This is a genomic window from Erythrobacter sp. YT30 (assembly GCF_001542875.1).
GTDB lineage: Bacteria > Pseudomonadota > Alphaproteobacteria > Sphingomonadales > Sphingomonadaceae > Erythrobacter.
In genome coordinates this window covers 675,016-691,017 of the sequence record NZ_LMAF01000002.1, presented here as the reverse complement: position 1 = coordinate 691,017, position 16,002 = coordinate 675,016, and the positions used below count along the sequence as shown (strand labels likewise).

The window sequence follows — 16,002 nt, the reverse complement described above, 5'->3', positions numbered from 1 at the left end:
CCTTATATCGTACCGGAAACCATTCCCCGACTGCATTCTTCAGGAGCATCCATGCGCAGCGATTATCTGTTCACATCTGAAAGCGTTTCTGAAGGGCATCCGGACAAAGTCTCCGACCAGATTTCCGACGCGATCGTTGATTTGATGCTCGCCAAAGATCCCGAAGCACGCGTAGCATGCGAGACGATGACGACAACGCAGCGCGTGGTCCTATCCGGCGAAATCCGCTGCAAGCCGATGTACGATCTCAGTCGCGATGAGTGGAAATACAACAATTACTGGGCACCCGGCGCGCGCGATGAGATTGAAAGCGCCGTCCGCCGGACTGTGGCCGAAATTGGCTATGAGCAGTCAGGCTTCCATTGGGAAACGCTTGTTTTCGAAAACCACCTTCACGGCCAGTCTTCCGAAATCGCAATGGGCGTCGATGCGGGAGACGCTGGATCAAACAAGGATGAAGGCGCGGGCGACCAAGGCATTATGTTCGGTTTTGCCTGCGACGAAACGCCCGACCTGATGCCGGCAACACTCGACTACAGCCACAAGATCCTTGAACAACTCGCAGCTGACCGCAAATCAGGCGCCGCGCCTTTCCTGGAGCCCGACGCGAAGAGCCAGGTCACTTTGCGCTACGAAAATGGTAAGCCCGTGGGATGCACTGCGATTGTGGTGTCGACGCAGCACGCCGCTGGATATCATGAGGGCAATAAAGAGGCGGAGCTTAAATCCTACGTCAAAGGCGTGGTGACGAAGATCCTTCCTAAAGGCTTCATCAATGGCGAGACCGCGTGGCATATTAACCCGACGGGTGCATTCGAAATTGGCGGACCGGATGGCGATGCTGGCCTCACGGGGCGCAAGATCATCGTCGACACTTATGGCGGCGCATCGCCGCATGGCGGGGGCGCATTTAGCGGCAAAGATCCGACCAAGGTTGATCGCAGCGCTGCCTACATCACCCGGTATCTTGCAAAGAATGTCGTTGCGGCTGGCTTGGCGAGGCGCTGCACGATCCAGATTGCCTATGCCATTGGCGTATCGGAGCCCTTGTCGCTTTATGTCGACACTCACGGCACGGCGGCAGATGGCGTCACTGACGCAGCGGTTGAAGACGCGATCAAAGGTATTGGAAAATTGGGTGGTCTGACCCCGCGCGGCATTCGCGAACATTTGGGATTGAACAAGCCCATCTATCGCAAAAGCGCTGCTTATGGGCACTTTGGCCGAACGGCGGACGGCGATTTCTTCCCTTGGGAGCGGACCGATCTGGTCGATGATTTGAAGGCGGTTTTGGCCGGGTAAGATCAAGATGGAGGATTGGCGACTGCCCAATGGGAGGCAGCCGCCCTTCGGAGCTTCAGGCTTCTTCGCCTGCCGCTTTTGCAGCCCATTGTTCCTCGCGGAACCAGCTGCCGACTTTGCGACCGAACTTGGCGATCGCGTTCATGTTGAAGAAGTGCATGAGGCCAAGTGCCACAACAACTACGCCGATTTTCCCGGAGAGAAACCGGATTGCTTCGACGGCGGTTTCAGGCGGATTGCCAAAACGCAAGGTTAGCAAAATCCAGCCAAGATTGACGAGATAAAATCCGACGACCAGCAGATGATTGGTCGATTTGGCCAGAGTTTCGTCATGGCCAAAGCATTCGATCAGGAACACCAGACCGTTTTTAGAGAGGGTCTGGGCTACCCAGATGGTCAACCCGATGCTGATTGCGAGATAGGCGAGATAAGAACCGATATCGTACATTATTCACTCCTGTTTTTTCTGTAGTGACCGAAGCTGACGAGGATGGCCTTGCAGTTCGGGTTCTTCTTTTCAGTGGATCAAATCGTGGATTGGGTTCGTGCGTTTGGCTGACGCAATCTCATCGGCTCTCTGGTCCAGCTGGAGAGTGGTTTGCTCGCGCCATCTCCCCCACCTCAATGCTGTGGCAAAGCCAGCCAGCGCGCCGGATACTGGCCCGAGAAAGCTTTGAGGCGACATGCTCTGAGGAAGCTCAAAAAGCACCGCCAGCATGATGAAGCCCACCGCTGCGCCACATGCTGCATAAAGCGCGGCATTCTCAAGCCTGAGCAGCCGCAGGACAAAGGTAAGCGGCAGGCCCACCGCCAGCATGGCCGCCAGGAAAAAGAGGGACACAAAAAAGGCGAAGAACATCATAGCGCCGCCAATGTCCGCAAGTTGGAGTTCCGGGCTATTTATGATCGAGAGCCCAAGGATCATTGCAGCGGTTCCGGTCGCTACGCCCCAGAGAGCGGATGCTCCGAAATGCCATATGCCTAATCTTTCCGTTATTTCTGGAATTTGTGAAATACCGGCTCGCGGAGTTTCGATCATCATTTTCAGTCTCCTTCTAAGTCAGAGAATCAGTCCGTGGACTTGCCGGGAAGAAACCGCGCGATCCCGCGGCCGAGCTTCATCAGGCGCACCAGCGTCGGCTTGGGCAGGTTGCGCACATCAGCGTACCAGCCTGTCAGTGTGCCGATGAACTCGTGCATCCGGCCGATCCGCTCGCGCACATGCGTTGGCACGTCTTCACGGCCATTCACGCTTTCGGCCAATTCGCCGAGAAACTGGATAGTGGGATCAAACTCGCGCCGCTTACGCTCTGCAGCGAGCTTCATTAGCATCTCCCAAAGATCGGTCTCTGCAACAAAGTGATCGCGCCGATCGCCTTCGACATGGACGCGGCGAACGATCTGATAGCTTTGTAATTCTTTGAGCCCGGTTGAAACGTTGGATCTCGCAAGCGCCAGGGCTTCGCAAATTTCTTCAGCGTGAAGCGGGCGATCGCTAAGATAAAGCAGCGCATGAACCTGGGCGACGGAGCGGTTCACACCCCACTCGGTGCCCATCTCCCCCCAGTGTAGGATGAAGGATCGCACTTCGGGTATGTCGAGCAACTTGCTCACGAATCACCTCGTTTCCATTAATTTCTGAAATTACAGAAATAGTCGGAATTGGCAAGTGTGATCTGGATGGGAGGATGATTTCCTGACTGAAATCTATATCTGCACCTGGCTAAAGCGGCTTTGCCACCATCAGCCACAAAACCGCGCATAGCGGCACTGTGCTGATGAGGCCCCATGTGATCCATCGGCGTGAGAGACGGCGGTATTCGCTTGTGACACCGTCTTGCGATGTGAAGGCGTTGGCGAGCCGCGCCTGCTTGATCTGGATCGGCACGAGTATGAAGAGCCATATGCACCCAGCAATGACGAACAGCACCTGGCTCCACAAAAGCCATGCGGGTTCGTTCAGTTTATAGCCCATCACCCATAGCGAGCCATAACCGCCAACCATGGTGAGGATAATGCCGGGTATTGTGAGTCCGAAATCCGTGCCGGTGACCAAACGCTGGCCAAACTGGATAATCCGCCAATCGCCATTGCGATCAGCGAAGACCTTCCAAACTGCCGTGACTGTGATGTTCCCGGCAAGAAGGATGATCCCCAGGTAATGGAGAAACTTGAAGAAATAGAGCGATCCCACGCCGGTGGTGGTAGCGCATGCAATCGCCGCGTGTGAAGCCCTCTTGATGAGCGAATGCCTTAGAGAGCGACCTCGTAGTCGGCCGTTGTCTTCGCAGCGACCTCGTCCACTGTTACGCCCGGTGCAAGCTCGATCAGGCGGAACTTCGATGACTTGTCAGGCCGATGGAACACGCCGAGATTGGTGATAATCATGTCTACCACATTTTTACCCGTGAGCGGCAATGTGCACGCGGGGATGAATTTCGGATCACCGGCTTTCGAATTGTGATCCATCACCACGATGATTTTTTTAACACCCGCAACCAGATCCATCGCGCCGCCCATGCCTTTGATCATTTTGCCCGGGATCATCCAGTTGGCGATATCGCCGTTCTCGGCCACTTCCATCGCGCCAAGAACAGTCAGATCGATATGTCCGCCACGGATCATGGCAAAGCTGGTGGCGCTGTCGAAATAGGCGCTGTGCGGTAGCTCGCTGATCGTTTGCTTGCCTGCGTTGATAAGGTCGGGATCAACTTCGTCATCATAAGGGAAGGGACCAATACCCAGCATTCCGTTTTCCGATTGCAGCGTTACATGCATGCCATCAGGGATGTGGTTGGCGACAAGCGTCGGAATACCAATGCCAAGGTTGACGTAGTAGCCATCGCGCAGCTCCTTCGCAGCGCGAGCGGCCATGTGATCGCGGGTCCAGCCGATTGCCTCGCTCATTACGCCGCCTCTCTTTCACGAGTGGTTCGAAACTCGATCTTCTTGTCGTAGGGGGCGCCCACGATCATGCGATTGACGAAGACGCCGGGGAGGTGAATTTCATCGGGATCGAGTGACCCCGTCGGAACAATCTCTTCGACTTCAACAATGCAAATCTTGCCGCAAGTCGCAGCAGGCTGATTAAAGTTGCGGGCGGTCTTGCGGAAGATGAGATTACCGGTTTCATCGGCTTTCCACGCCTTGACGACGGACAGGTCAGCAAAGATGCCGTGTTCAAGTATGTAGGTCTCCATCTCACCGTCGCGATTGGCAAAATCCTTGTGCTCCTTGCCCTCAGCAACTTGAGTGCCAACGCCTGTTTTGGTGTAGAAACCAGGAATGCCAGCGCCGCCTGCGCGCATTCTTTCTGCGAGCGTTCCTTGCGGGCAGAATTCGACTTCGAGCTCGCCTGAGAGGAACTGGCGCTCAAATTCCTTGTTCTCGCCAACATAAGAGCTGATCATTTTGGCGACTTGGTGTGTGCGCAGCAGCTTGCCGATCCCTTCATCGTCAATGCCTGCATTATTGCTTGCAAAAGTGAGGCCTTTGACACCGCTATCCCGGATCGCATCGAGCAATCTTTCAGGAATGCCGCACAATCCAAAGCCTCCAGAGGCGATCAGCATGTTGTCTTGAAGGACGCCATCAAGCGCGGCGGCGGCGGTAGGGTAAAGCTTGGTCATGTCATACCTGGCCTGGAGAATTGGGACGGCTTTTGTCTTTGTGCAAACCCGATAATCGCTTGCGCTTGCCCTGTCACGCAAAGAGCGAGAGGGTCTTTGCGAGAGCCAGAATTGCTGCGCCGCAACATGCAACGATTACGCTGAAAATGCCTAAAAATTATGCATAAGCCTCAAAAGCAGGCAGTGATTTTGCAGAATTTGACACAAATATGAAAACTAAGGAGCAATAATTGCGTATTTTGCAAGTAAGTATGCGCCTTTCGCACTTGCGAAAAAAACTGGCGGCGGTCATACCAATCCGTGCCTTACAGGCATCCTCTCCCAAACTTTTCAGCCCGGCCTTTGTGCCGGGCTTTTCTTTTTGAAGTCAATTGCGCCGATCAAGGTTTGCAATGACTGATCTGGCACCCTAGCTAACGTCACCTGCAATCAGGAGACTTTGCCCATGGCCGAAGCCGACGCCGCGCCCACTCAATCAGTACGACTGCAAGTCGCGGCCGCGCGTCAGGAGGAATCGGGACAGGGCATCGCCCGCATGCCTCGTTCAGCGTTTCAAACGCTTGGCATTACCGAAGGCGACGTTGTTGAGATTAACGGCAAACGCGCCACAGCAGCGATCGCCATGGCGGCATACGATGAGGACGAGACTCTCGATGTGGTGCGGCTCGATGGTCTGCAGCGCGGCAATGCGGAAGCGGCCTCTGGCGAGCACGTCGAAATCACCCGGGCCGAAACGCGCCCAGCCACTCGTGTCGTCTTTGCTCCTGCCCAGCGCGATATGCGACTGCAGGGGCCAACACAGGCGTTGAAACGAAATTTCTTCCGAAAGCCTCTCGTCGCGGGAGATTTGGTTGCAACCACTGGCCAGCAGCCTGTACAGAATATGCCGCCCGATGTGCGCCAATTGCTGCGCGCACCAGCATACGCATTGACCCAGATCCGCCTGTCGGTCGCCTCGACCAACCCCAAAGGCATCGTCCATATCGACGAGAACACCGAGGTTGAGCTTCGCACTGAATTCGAAGAGCCTCGCGATGCGCGCGGCACAGTCAACTACGATGATGTCGGCGGGATGGAAGAGACCATCCAAGCCCTGCGCGAGATGGTGGAATTGCCGCTGCGCTATCCTGAATTGTTCACCCGCCTCGGTGTCGATCCACCAAAAGGCGTTTTGCTTCACGGACCACCGGGCACTGGCAAAACCCGGCTAGCGCAAGCTGTCGCGAATGAAAGCGATGCCGAGTTTTTCACCATCAACGGCCCAGAAATCATGGGCTCGGGATATGGTGAAAGCGAAAAGCGTCTGCGCGAAGTGTTCGAAGAGGCGACACGCGCGTCTCCTGCCATTGTGTTTATCGACGAGATTGATTCCATCGCGCCTAAACGCAGCGGAGTGCCCGGCGAGGCGGAAAAGCGCCTCGTCGCACAGCTGCTTACCTTGATGGATGGATTGGAATCGCGTGCCAATCTGGTGGTCATTGCAGCTACCAATCGTCCTGATGCCATTGATGAAGCGCTGCGCAGGCCCGGACGATTTGACCGCGAGATCGTCATTGGCGTTCCCGATCAGAGAGGTCGCCGTGAAATTCTAGCAATCCATACGCGTGGTATGCCACTAGAGGAATCGGTCGATCTTGCTGAGCTTGCTCGCATTACGCACGGATTTGTCGGCGCGGATATTGCCGCTTTGGCGCGCGAAGCGGCCATTGATGCGGTGCGCCGGATTATGCCAAGGCTTGATCTTGATGCGCGGGAAATTCCGCCGGACGTGCTTGAAGACCTTTGCGTCAATCGCAGCGACTTTATGCAAGCATTGAAGCGCATTCAGCCCTCTGCGATGCGCGAAGTCATGGTGCAGATGCCCAATGTCGGCTGGAACGATATTGGTGGGGTCGGTGACGCCATCGACAAACTAAAAGAGGGGATCGAACTCCCGCTTAAAAACCCTGATGCCTTTCGCAGGCTGGGTATTCGTCCTGCAAAAGGCTTCCTGCTTTACGGCCCTCCCGGCACAGGAAAGACTTTGCTCGCGAAGGCTGTCGCCAAAGAGGCAGAGGCGAATTTCATCTCAATGAAAAGCTCGGATTTGCTGTCCAAATGGTATGGCGAAAGCGAGCAGCAGATCGCCCGGCTGTTTCAGAGAGCGCGTTCGGTTGCCCCCTGTGTCCTGTTTATCGATGAGATTGATAGTCTCGTGCCAGCAAGAGGATCTGGTCAGGGCGAGCCGCAGGTGACGGGCCGCGTGGTCAATACGATCCTTGCCGAGATGGATGGACTCGAAGAACTTCAATCCGTGATCGTTGTAGGCGCGACCAACAGACCCACGCTGGTTGACCCTGCATTGCTTCGCCCCGGTCGTTTTGATGAGCTCGTTTATGTCGGCACTCCTGATATGCCGGGCCGCGAGCATATCCTCAAAATCCATACGAGCTCGATGCCGCTCGCAGAGGATGTCGATCGTTCCGATATTGCCAAGAAGACTGAGCGCTTCACTGGCGCAGATTTGGAAGACATTGTCCGCCGCGCTGGCTTGGGCGCGCTAAGGCGTGTGGGCGGCGAAGTTTCCGAAGTGACCGCGCAGGATTTCGCAGAAGCATTGGAAGATAGTCGCGCTACTGTCACATCAAAGATGGAAGCGGAGTACCGCAAGATGCGCGGCGAACTGAAAAAGCGCGCCGCCGAGGCCAACCCAATCGGCTTTGTCGTGCCTGAAACGCTACAGCCAACCCGGGCAAAAAAGCACGGGAACGATGAGGAGTCTTAGGCGCACTTAGGGCTCTCCGGCCTTTGGGTGGCCATGAGGCACTTCGAGCCGGTGACGGATTAGCGCATGTTCCATGTTTTCCCGCAGCCAGCCCATCATGTGCTCGCGTACATCGCAGCGCAACTGCCACAGATCGCCGATTGTGTTGGCGCTCATCGACAAGCGCAGCTCAATGCTTTCGGGCCATGTCTCGGTAAGCAGCAGAGCCATGTTGCGATGATCGAACAACTCGTGTTCCTGGATGTAGCGTTCAAATTCGGCGCGGATCGGTGGCACTTCAGTAATGGGATCGAGGTGCAACATGACTGTGCCCGTCAGCGTCTCATCAAGGCGTGACCAGTTTTCGAATGTGTGATCGAGAAAGCTGCTTGTCGGAACCACCAGAACGCGTTCATCCCACGTGCGGACGGTGACGAAGCTCATATGGATCTCCTCCACACGGCCCGCATCGCCATCCACTTTCACCAGGTCGCCAATTCGCATCGGTTCGGTGAGCGCAACTTGGACGCCCGCTATAAGCGATTTGAGTGCCGGCTGCGCGGCGGCGCCAATGGCCAAGGCGGCAAGACCAGCTGAGGCCAACATTGTGGTGCCGATGGTGCGGACAGAAGGGATGGCAAACAGCATCAACCCAACTGTGATCACGACTATTGCGAATACGGCGATCCGCGAAAGGACGGCAATGCGCGTGCGACGGCTGCGCGATGCGACGGGATCGGCATCAGCCATCCGCAATTCCATCGCAGCGGTAAGCCCGCGCACCACATTGTAAGCAATCCAGCCCAGAAGCGCGGGCCGAAGGAATTGCGCCAAAGGTTCCCAGACTTGCCGCAACGCAGGATCGGTTTGCGCCGCCAAAGTGATGCCAATCGCAATGAAAGACCACTTGATCGGCTGTCTGATGCGTTTGAGCAGGATTTCATCGACTGAAACTTCTGAAAGATGCGCGATCTTCCCGACAGCTTTGAAGACAATGAGATACGCGATGTAGGCGACTGCGACCGCTATCCCCACGGCAAGTGCAGAAAAGGCTATCGCGTTCCAATCAACCGACAGGCCTCCCGAGATAACTTCCTCAATCAATGCGCTGCATCCCAACTTGGCCCCGTGCCGATATCTATCGCAAGAGGCACGTCAAGCGTGACAGCAGGCAGTGCCGCTTCGGCCATGACACGTTCGATAATCGGAGAGGCTTTCTCTACGTCACCTTCTGGCAATTCGAAGACCAATTCATCATGCACCTGCAACAGCATACGCACCTCGTTAAGGCCCGCATCGCGAAGCGCTGGCAGCATCCGGGCCATGGCGCGTTTGATGATGTCAGCACTGGTCCCCTGGATTGGCGCGTTGATTGCAGCGCGCTCTGATCCCTGTCGTTCTGCCTGGTTCTTCGATTTGATCCGCGGGAACCAAGTTTTGCGGCCGAACAAGGTTTCAGAATATCCGCGCTCACCAACGGTTTGTAGCGTTTCAGTGATGTAGCGCTGGATGCCGGGGAAGCGTTTGAAATAGGTGTCTATCATGTCCTGGGCTTCATCGGGCTCAACTTCGAGCCGACCGGCAAGGCCCCAGCGCGAAATACCATAAAGGATCGCGAAGTTAATGGTTTTGGCACGAGCACGTGTGTCACGAGTGACTTCGCCAAACATTTCCGTGGCAGTGCGCGCATGGATGTCTTCACCATTGGCAAACGCATCCTTCAATGTGTCGACATCTGCCATATGCGCCGCCAACCTCAGCTCAATCTGGCTGTAGTCAGCCGCCAGCAGCGTGTTCCCTTCCTCCGGTACAAAGGCCTCTCGAATAGTGCGGCCTATATCAGTGCGGATGGGAATGTTCTGGAGGTTCGGATCAGTTGAAGACAATCGCCCGGTCTGCGCACCCACCAAAGAATAACTGGTATGGACACGACCGGTGTTCGGATTGATCTGCGCTTGCAATGCGTCGGTGTAGGTCGACTTGAGCTTCGAGAGGTGCCGCCATTCGAGCACCTTTTTGGTAATCTCTGCCGCCTCAGGATCGCTGCTCAGTTTTTCAAGCGTCGATTGGTCGGTTGAATAGGCTCCACTCTTGCCTTTCTTCCCGCCTTTGAAACCCATCTTGTCGAACAGGATTTCTCCCAACTGCTTGGGGCTGCCCACGCTGAATTCCTCGCCAGCGATTTCGTGGATTTCCCCTTCGAGCTCGGCAGTCTTGGTGGCGAATTCCTCCGAGAGTTTGGCAAGCCGAGCGCGATCAACTTTGATGCCTTCACGTTCCATTCCCGCAACCACCGGGATGAGCGGACGGTCCACCCGTTCATGGATGCGCGTGCCGCCCTCTTCCGAAAGACGCGGTTTGAGCATCTGGTAGAGCCGCCAGGTAACATCAGCATCTTCGGCTGCATACTCGGTCGCGCGGTCGAGCGGTACTTCGCCAAACGGGATGGCTTTCTTGCCTGTGCCGCACACGTCCTTGAAAGACAGCGGCGTATGGCCAAGGTGGCGCTCGGACAGTTCGTCCATTCCGTGTCCGCCGCCCATGCCTTCGCCGCGCCCCGCATCAAGGTTGAAGCTCATCACCATCGTATCTTCGATGGGAGCAACCTCGATCCCGTACCTTGCCAGCACATTGAGATCGTATTTGCCATTTTGGAAGATTTTGAGGACGGCGTCATTTGCGAGCAAAGGTTTCAAAGCGGCCAGCGCATCATCCAGCCCAATCTGCTCAGGCTTTTCCGAGAGCAGATCGTTGCCGCCATGGGCGAGCGGGATATAGCAAGCATCATTGGGCCCAAGCGCAAGGCTCACACCGACAAGATCGGCCTGCATCGCATCCAGAGAAGATGTCTCGGTATCGACAGCGACAAACTGCGCGGCGGAAGCGCGAGAGACCCAGTCTTCAAGGCGGTCCATTGTCTGAACTGTCTCATACGCGCTTCGATCGACCCTGGGCATTTCCGGGAGCGGCTGACGATTGCCGTCCGCATCTCCTGCATCCCCCGCCTTGTCCGCTTTCTCAGGATGGAGATTGTTCGGCCTGTCCGGGCTGCCTGATCCCGCGCCCAGCCGCTTTAAAAGAGAAGTAAAGCCATGTTCTTCCAAAAAGGCGGCTAGGGGTTCGGAAGGAATACCTTCCAGTTTCATTTCTTCGATGGGCTGCGGGAGGTCACAGTCTTCCTTAAGTGTTACCAGCACCCGGCTAAGTTCAGCATCCTCCCGGCCTTCGATAAGGCGCTCTTTGAGCTTGGACTTTTTCATGTCGGGCGCCTGATCCAGCGCCGCGGTCAGCGAACCATGCTCGGCAATGAGTTTGCTCGCCGTTTTGGGACCAACGCCATAAATGCCGGGAATGTTGTCGACGCTATCCCCCATCAGCGCAAGCACATCGCCAACGAGTTCAGGCTTGACCCCGAATTTCTCTTCGACCTCTTCAATATAGATGCGCGCGCTTTTCATCGTATCAAGCATGTCGATGCGCGCGCCGTTTTCTTCGCCCACCAACTGCATCAAATCCTTGTCAGAGGAAACGATGGTGACGTTCCATCCCTGACGCTGCGCTTCGCGTGCGTACGAAGCGATCAAATCATCGGCTTCAAGGCCCGCTTCTTCGATACATGGGAGGCTAAATGCACGTGTTGCATCGCGGATCAGCGGAAATTGCGGGCGCAGGTCTTCCGGCGGTTCGGGACGGTTCGCCTTGTATTCGGGGTAGATGTCGTTGCGGAAACTTTTCGAGTCTTTATCAAGAATGACCGCAAGATGGGTGGGGCCTGATGCGGTGTCGAGATCATCGGCCAGCTTCCACAGCATCGTTGTGTAACCATAAACTGCACCCACCGGCGTTCCTTTTGGATTGGTGAGTGGGGGCAGGCGGTGATAGGCGCGGAAGATATAGGACGAGCCGTCGACGAGATAGAGGTGCTGCTGATCAGACATGATCGCCTGCTAGCACTGGCAGCGATGCTGCGTAAGGCAGTTTGAGCCGCCATGCACTGCCCTTTCCAATATGTTCAGCTTTGTAAAATTTGGCCGAAATGAGGCAGGAATGAGGCAAAATTGCCTTATTTGACTTGATTTGCCACATTTCGGCCTTTATTAAGCAGGTAAGTCGGGATCATAAGCCGGCTGACGCGGAGGGAGCTTTTGACCCGACGCGTATTCAAACCGCGCTATTTAGCGCTGAATAAGGGAATTCGTATTATGCGTAAGTTCGTTCTTGCCGCTGCTGTTGCAACTTCTGCTCTGGGCCTTGCTGCTTGCGGCGAAACCGCTGAAAAAGCTGGTGAAACCGCAGACGCAATGGCTGCAGACGCTCAGTCTGTCGCTGACGACGCAACCGCTGCTGCCGAAGAAGGCGCAGAAGCTGTTGAAGGCGCTGCTGCAGACGGCGCAGAAGCTGTTGAAGGTGCTGCTGCTGACGGTGCCGAAGCTGTTGACGGCGCAGTTGAAGCAGCCGGCGACAAAGCTGAAGAAATGATGGCTGGCGAAGGCGAGTAATCGTTTCCAGCTAACTCACCTACTCAAGCAGGTGACGTTTCAGAGAAGGCGGTGCCATAACGGTGCCGCCTTTTTCTTTGGGGTTCTAACCTCGAATGAGGTCTGGATCAGCCGCCAGTGCGGGGCTCTGCGGTCCAGTTCCTAGTGGGATCCTGCCGCAAACCAGCCTTGGCAGAAAAGCCGTTGTAAAGAGCGCGCGTGATATCAGCGATCCGTGCGTCACGTTTGGCTCTTGATGCGCGTTTGTTGCGCGCTTCGTCAGCCAAGCTGCTGCTTTGTCCTGTCACATAGATCGCCGCTACTACTGCACGCCCATCTGCAAGGCGGAAAATGCCAATATCGCTTGCTGTGCGAGTTAAGGTGCCGGTCTTGTGAGCAAGAGCTGCCGCATCGGGCAAAGCGGCGTTCATCCGGCGGCGGCCTGTGGTTGTCTCTTCCATGGCGCCGATCAGCAAGTTGCGGCTGTTCGCGCTCAACCAGCGTCCCTGATAGATACCTGCAAGCAATTGACCCATGACGCGGGGTGTTGCGGAGTCGCGCGGATCGATCCATTCGACCGGATCAAATTCGCCATCATCGCGCACCAATGTGGCGATGTCGCGGGAAAGTTCGAAATCGCTCAGCCCAGCCTGACGCATCCATTTATTGACTTCTTCAGTGCCGCCGACAGCCTTTAGAAGAGCATCCGTGCAGCTGTTGCAGCTTTTGCTGATCATCAGGCTGATCAATTCATACGCAGGAACGTAATTGCCAGTGCGAACAGGCGCTTTTTCGCTTGAGAATTTCTTTGACCGGACAGGAATCAACAACGGGTATTCGCTCGTCAGGCTGTAGCGGCCCTCATCGACACCGGCGAGGAAAGTCGCAGCGACCGCGACCTTACTGGTTGAAGCCATCGGAAAACGTTGATCGCCCAAAACAGAGATCTCTTCGCCTGTTGCAAGATCAACCGCGTAAACGCCGATGCGACCGAGATTGCCGTCCGCGAGCTCTGCAATACGCTGCTCAAAAGAGCTCTCGTAAATCGCCTCAAACGATTGCGGCTCGCGCATGTCGGTGCCGAGCGCGCGATCAAAGCTCGCCTCAAAATCGGCTGTTTGCGCGGCGATCGGCGCGGAAAACACGGCTGCACCAAAAGCGAGTGCGGCGGCGATGGGGGTGCGGAAGATGGAAATCATTTAATGATATATACTCAAAGACGGTTGCCTAAGACTGAATGAAACCATCTTGAATCGCACGACTCGTCGCTGCAACAAGTCGGCTGATCGACTGCGGCGAACGGTGCTACGTGAGAGACAAAATCACAAAACGCCTCATTTTCGGCGGCTTATTCGCCGCTCAAAGCGCAGTCCGTTGCGCGATTTGACCGTGGCAATACAGAAGGCCGCAATTGGGGGTTTTGACTTGACTGGCGCTGTGAGACGGGCACTTGTCAAGACGACGATTCACATTCGGACCATCAACGGGAAATCGCAATGATCCATCCAAAATCCGCCGCGTGCGCCTCGCGCATTGCTATGTCTGCTCTATTGCTTGGCACTTCTGGCCTCGCCTTTGCCCAAAGCGCGCCGATCGTGCAGCCGGGCGCTCCTGGGCAGGACAGCAGAACTTTGTCCGCCTCTGAGGCGAGCCAACTTGCTGGTTCAAAATACACCGATGCAGACGTTGGTTTCATGCAGGGCATGATCGTTCATCATCAGCAAGCAGTCGACATGGCGAACCTGGTCGAAGACCGCACAAACAATGAAGGTGTCGTCACGATTGCGGGTCGTATCCTTTCGAGCCAGGCAGACGAAATCACATTCATGAATGAATGGCTGACCGCGCGCGGCGAAAAGACCGTGATGGTGGGGATCGACCACAGCAGCATGAGCCATTCAGCAATGGACCATTCAAACCACGCAATGGTCGATCATTCGCAGATGGCCGGTATGGCAACGCCTGCCCAGATGGAGGCACTGGCAGCTGCTGAGGGCACCGAATTTGATCGCCAATTCCTTACCCTGATGATCGCTCACCACGAAGGGGCGATAGACATGGTCGAGGATCTGCTCGAACAGCCGGGCAGCGCTTCTGATCCGATCCTTTTCCGTTTCGTTGGCGATATCGAAAGCGATCAAACTTCCGAGATCGAACGGATGGATGAGCTTCTGGCAGAGCTGTCGCCCGATCCGCGAGCGGGCCTCACCGCCGGATTTGCCGATGCGGGCGAAGCGATTTCAAATCTGCGCAAGGTCGTGAGCCTCAGCAAACCCGCTGGTTTTTTCGACCCCGATAACCCAGCCGATTTGCGGCCTGCCGTTCCACCTCGTGAGGATGAAGAAGGCCAAACCAGCGACGCTGAAGCGGCTGAAGAACTCGCCAATACAGAAGGCGAGGAATCCGAGCGCTCGAACGATAATGAAGATGAAGAAGACCTCACCGAATTCGCTGAGCGTTCGCCGCTGCTCGATTTCGCGAACACCGATATGGCCTTCTTTGACGACATCATGGTCGCGGGCAATTATCACGGCTTCAACATCTACAAGCTTGGCGAAGACGGCGTACCGAATCTGATGAGTTCCGTCGTCTGCCCCGGCGGGCAGGGCGACGTCTCGGTCGTCGGTGACATCCTCATTATGAGTGTCGAGCAGACCCGAGGACGCGTTGATTGCGGCCTTCAGGGCGTGGAAGGCGACGTATCTGACGAGCGTTTCCGCGGTCTTCGCGTGTTCAACATTTCCGATCTCACCGCAGTGCGCCAGGTCGGTCAGGTACAGACATGCCGCGGCAGCCACACGCACTCGGTCGTGAGTGCGGATGACGAAAAAATCATTGTCTATAATTCTGGCACATCCGTCGTTCGCGATCAGGAAGAGCTTTCGCGCTGCATTGATAACCCATCGGACAGCCGCACAGCCCTGTTCAGTATCGACGTGATTGAGATCCCGCTGGCTGACCCTTCGCAGTCGCGCATTATCAGCAGCCCACGTGTTTTCGCAGATGCCGAAACGGGTGAGATCGCTGGCCTATGGAAAGGTGGCGAGAGCGAAGAGGGCGCCCAAGATACGCGCCAGACCAACCAATGCCACGACATCACTGTCTTCCCGAGCCTAAATCTCGCCGCTGGCGCGTGTTCTGGCAACGGCATCCTGATGGACATCTCAGATCCGATGAATCCCGTCCGGATCGATGCGGTCTTCGATAAGGGTTTTGCCTATTGGCACTCAGCCACATTTAACAATGACGGCACAAAGGTTGTCTTCACTGACGAATGGGGCGGCGGGGGCCGCCCGCGCTGCAAGGCATCTGATCCGATGACGTGGGGCGCGAATGCGATCTACGACATCGTCGACGGAAGACTTGAATTCCGCAGCCATTACAAGATGCCTGGCCCGCAAAGCGAAACCGAAAACTGCGTGGCGCACAATGGTTCGATCATTCCTGTACCGGGTCGCGATATCTTCGTGCAAAGCTGGTATCAGGGCGGGCTTAGCGTGATGGACTTCACTGACAGCGCCAACCCCAAAGAAATCGCCTTCTTCGATCGCGGACCGATCAGCGAGGAGCAACTTGTGGTTGGCGGTTACTGGTCCTCTTACTGGTACAACGGACGCGTTTACGCGACCGAGATTACGCGCGGCGTCGATGTGTTTGCCCTAGAGCCAAGCGAGCACCTTACCGCAGCTGAAATCGCCGCTGCCGAGGCAGCGAGCTATGCCAACACCCGCTTCAACCCGCAGACTCAGACGCAGGTAACATGGGATGAAGATGTGATCGAAGCCGCTGCTGAAAGCCGCAAAGGCGGATAAGGCGCGACGCTTGCAACAAAAGGGGGCCGGGAATGCAG

Annotated in this window: 13 protein-coding genes; 4 read left to right on the top strand and 9 right to left on the bottom strand. The window is 56.0% G+C overall.

Going from position 1 to position 16,002, the window contains the following annotated elements; all coding sequences use genetic code 11:
* The first annotated feature begins 51 nt into the window (after positions 1-51).
* The gene (gene metK, locus AUC45_RS07870) at positions 52-1,302 is read left to right on the top strand and encodes a methionine adenosyltransferase (RefSeq protein WP_067600769.1); all 1,251 of its coding nucleotides are present in this window, start codon (positions 52-54) and stop codon (positions 1,300-1,302) included.
* Between the two features lie 55 nt (positions 1,303-1,357).
* Here metK and AUC45_RS07865 read toward each other — a convergent pair whose 3' ends face one another.
* From AUC45_RS07865 to AUC45_RS07840, 6 genes are all read right to left on the bottom strand, one after another.
* Entirely contained in the window at positions 1,358-1,750 is a 393-nt protein-coding gene (locus tag AUC45_RS07865; protein ID WP_067600767.1) for a hypothetical protein, read from the bottom strand.
* Between the two features lie 69 nt (positions 1,751-1,819).
* Positions 1,820-2,344, bottom strand: a complete 525-nt coding sequence (locus tag AUC45_RS07860) for a hypothetical protein (RefSeq protein WP_067600764.1) — start codon at positions 2,342-2,344, stop codon at positions 1,820-1,822.
* A 26-nt stretch (positions 2,345-2,370) separates the two neighbouring features.
* Positions 2,371-2,859, bottom strand: a complete 489-nt coding sequence (locus tag AUC45_RS07855) for a GbsR/MarR family transcriptional regulator (protein WP_067600761.1) — start codon at positions 2,857-2,859, stop codon at positions 2,371-2,373.
* 166 nt (positions 2,860-3,025) lie between these two features.
* Positions 3,026-3,496, bottom strand: a complete 471-nt coding sequence (locus AUC45_RS07850; protein ID WP_067600758.1) for a DUF2269 domain-containing protein — start codon at positions 3,494-3,496, stop codon at positions 3,026-3,028.
* Between the two features lie 59 nt (positions 3,497-3,555).
* On the bottom strand, positions 3,556-4,209 hold the full coding sequence (locus AUC45_RS07845) for a CoA transferase subunit B (protein WP_233998593.1): 654 nt from the start codon (positions 4,207-4,209) through the stop codon (positions 3,556-3,558).
* The gene (locus AUC45_RS07840) at positions 4,209-4,931 is read right to left on the bottom strand and encodes a CoA transferase subunit A (protein ID WP_067600755.1); all 723 of its coding nucleotides are present in this window, start codon (positions 4,929-4,931) and stop codon (positions 4,209-4,211) included. The genes AUC45_RS07845 and AUC45_RS07840 overlap by 1 nt, the downstream gene beginning before the upstream one ends.
* A 445-nt stretch (positions 4,932-5,376) precedes the next feature.
* Between AUC45_RS07840 and AUC45_RS07835 the strand changes: the two genes are divergently transcribed.
* Positions 5,377-7,695, top strand: coding sequence for a CDC48 family AAA ATPase (locus tag AUC45_RS07835; protein ID WP_067600752.1), 2,319 nt, complete (start codon positions 5,377-5,379; stop codon positions 7,693-7,695).
* Positions 7,696-7,701: 6 nt separating this feature from the next.
* Here the strand turns inward: AUC45_RS07835 and AUC45_RS07830 are convergent, their stop codons facing one another.
* Together AUC45_RS07830 and polA are read right to left on the bottom strand one after the other, a co-directional pair.
* Entirely contained in the window at positions 7,702-8,778 is a 1,077-nt protein-coding gene (locus tag AUC45_RS07830) for a mechanosensitive ion channel family protein (RefSeq protein ID WP_233998591.1), read from the bottom strand.
* Positions 8,775-11,612 carry a DNA polymerase I gene (gene polA / locus AUC45_RS07825; RefSeq protein WP_067600746.1) on the bottom strand — a complete coding sequence of 946 codons (2,838 nt, stop codon included), beginning with the start codon at positions 11,610-11,612 and terminating at the stop codon, positions 8,775-8,777. Before polA ends, AUC45_RS07830 begins: the two co-directional genes overlap by 4 nt.
* Before the next feature lie 264 nt (positions 11,613-11,876).
* On the opposite strand from polA, the gene AUC45_RS15540 reads away from it, so the two are divergent.
* Complete coding sequence (locus AUC45_RS15540) at positions 11,877-12,173, top strand: hypothetical protein (RefSeq protein ID WP_082701032.1); 297 nt, start codon at positions 11,877-11,879, stop codon at positions 12,171-12,173.
* Between the two features lie 107 nt (positions 12,174-12,280).
* Here the strand turns inward: AUC45_RS15540 and AUC45_RS07815 are convergent, their stop codons facing one another.
* Positions 12,281-13,351, bottom strand: coding sequence for a serine hydrolase (locus tag AUC45_RS07815; RefSeq protein ID WP_067600743.1), 1,071 nt, complete (start codon positions 13,349-13,351; stop codon positions 12,281-12,283).
* A gap of 297 nt (positions 13,352-13,648) precedes the next feature.
* Here AUC45_RS07815 and AUC45_RS07810 point away from each other — a divergent pair, with 297 nt between their 5' ends.
* Complete coding sequence (locus tag AUC45_RS07810) at positions 13,649-15,964, top strand: DUF305 domain-containing protein (RefSeq protein WP_067600739.1); 2,316 nt, start codon at positions 13,649-13,651, stop codon at positions 15,962-15,964.
* The last annotated feature ends 38 nt before the right edge of the window (positions 15,965-16,002 follow it).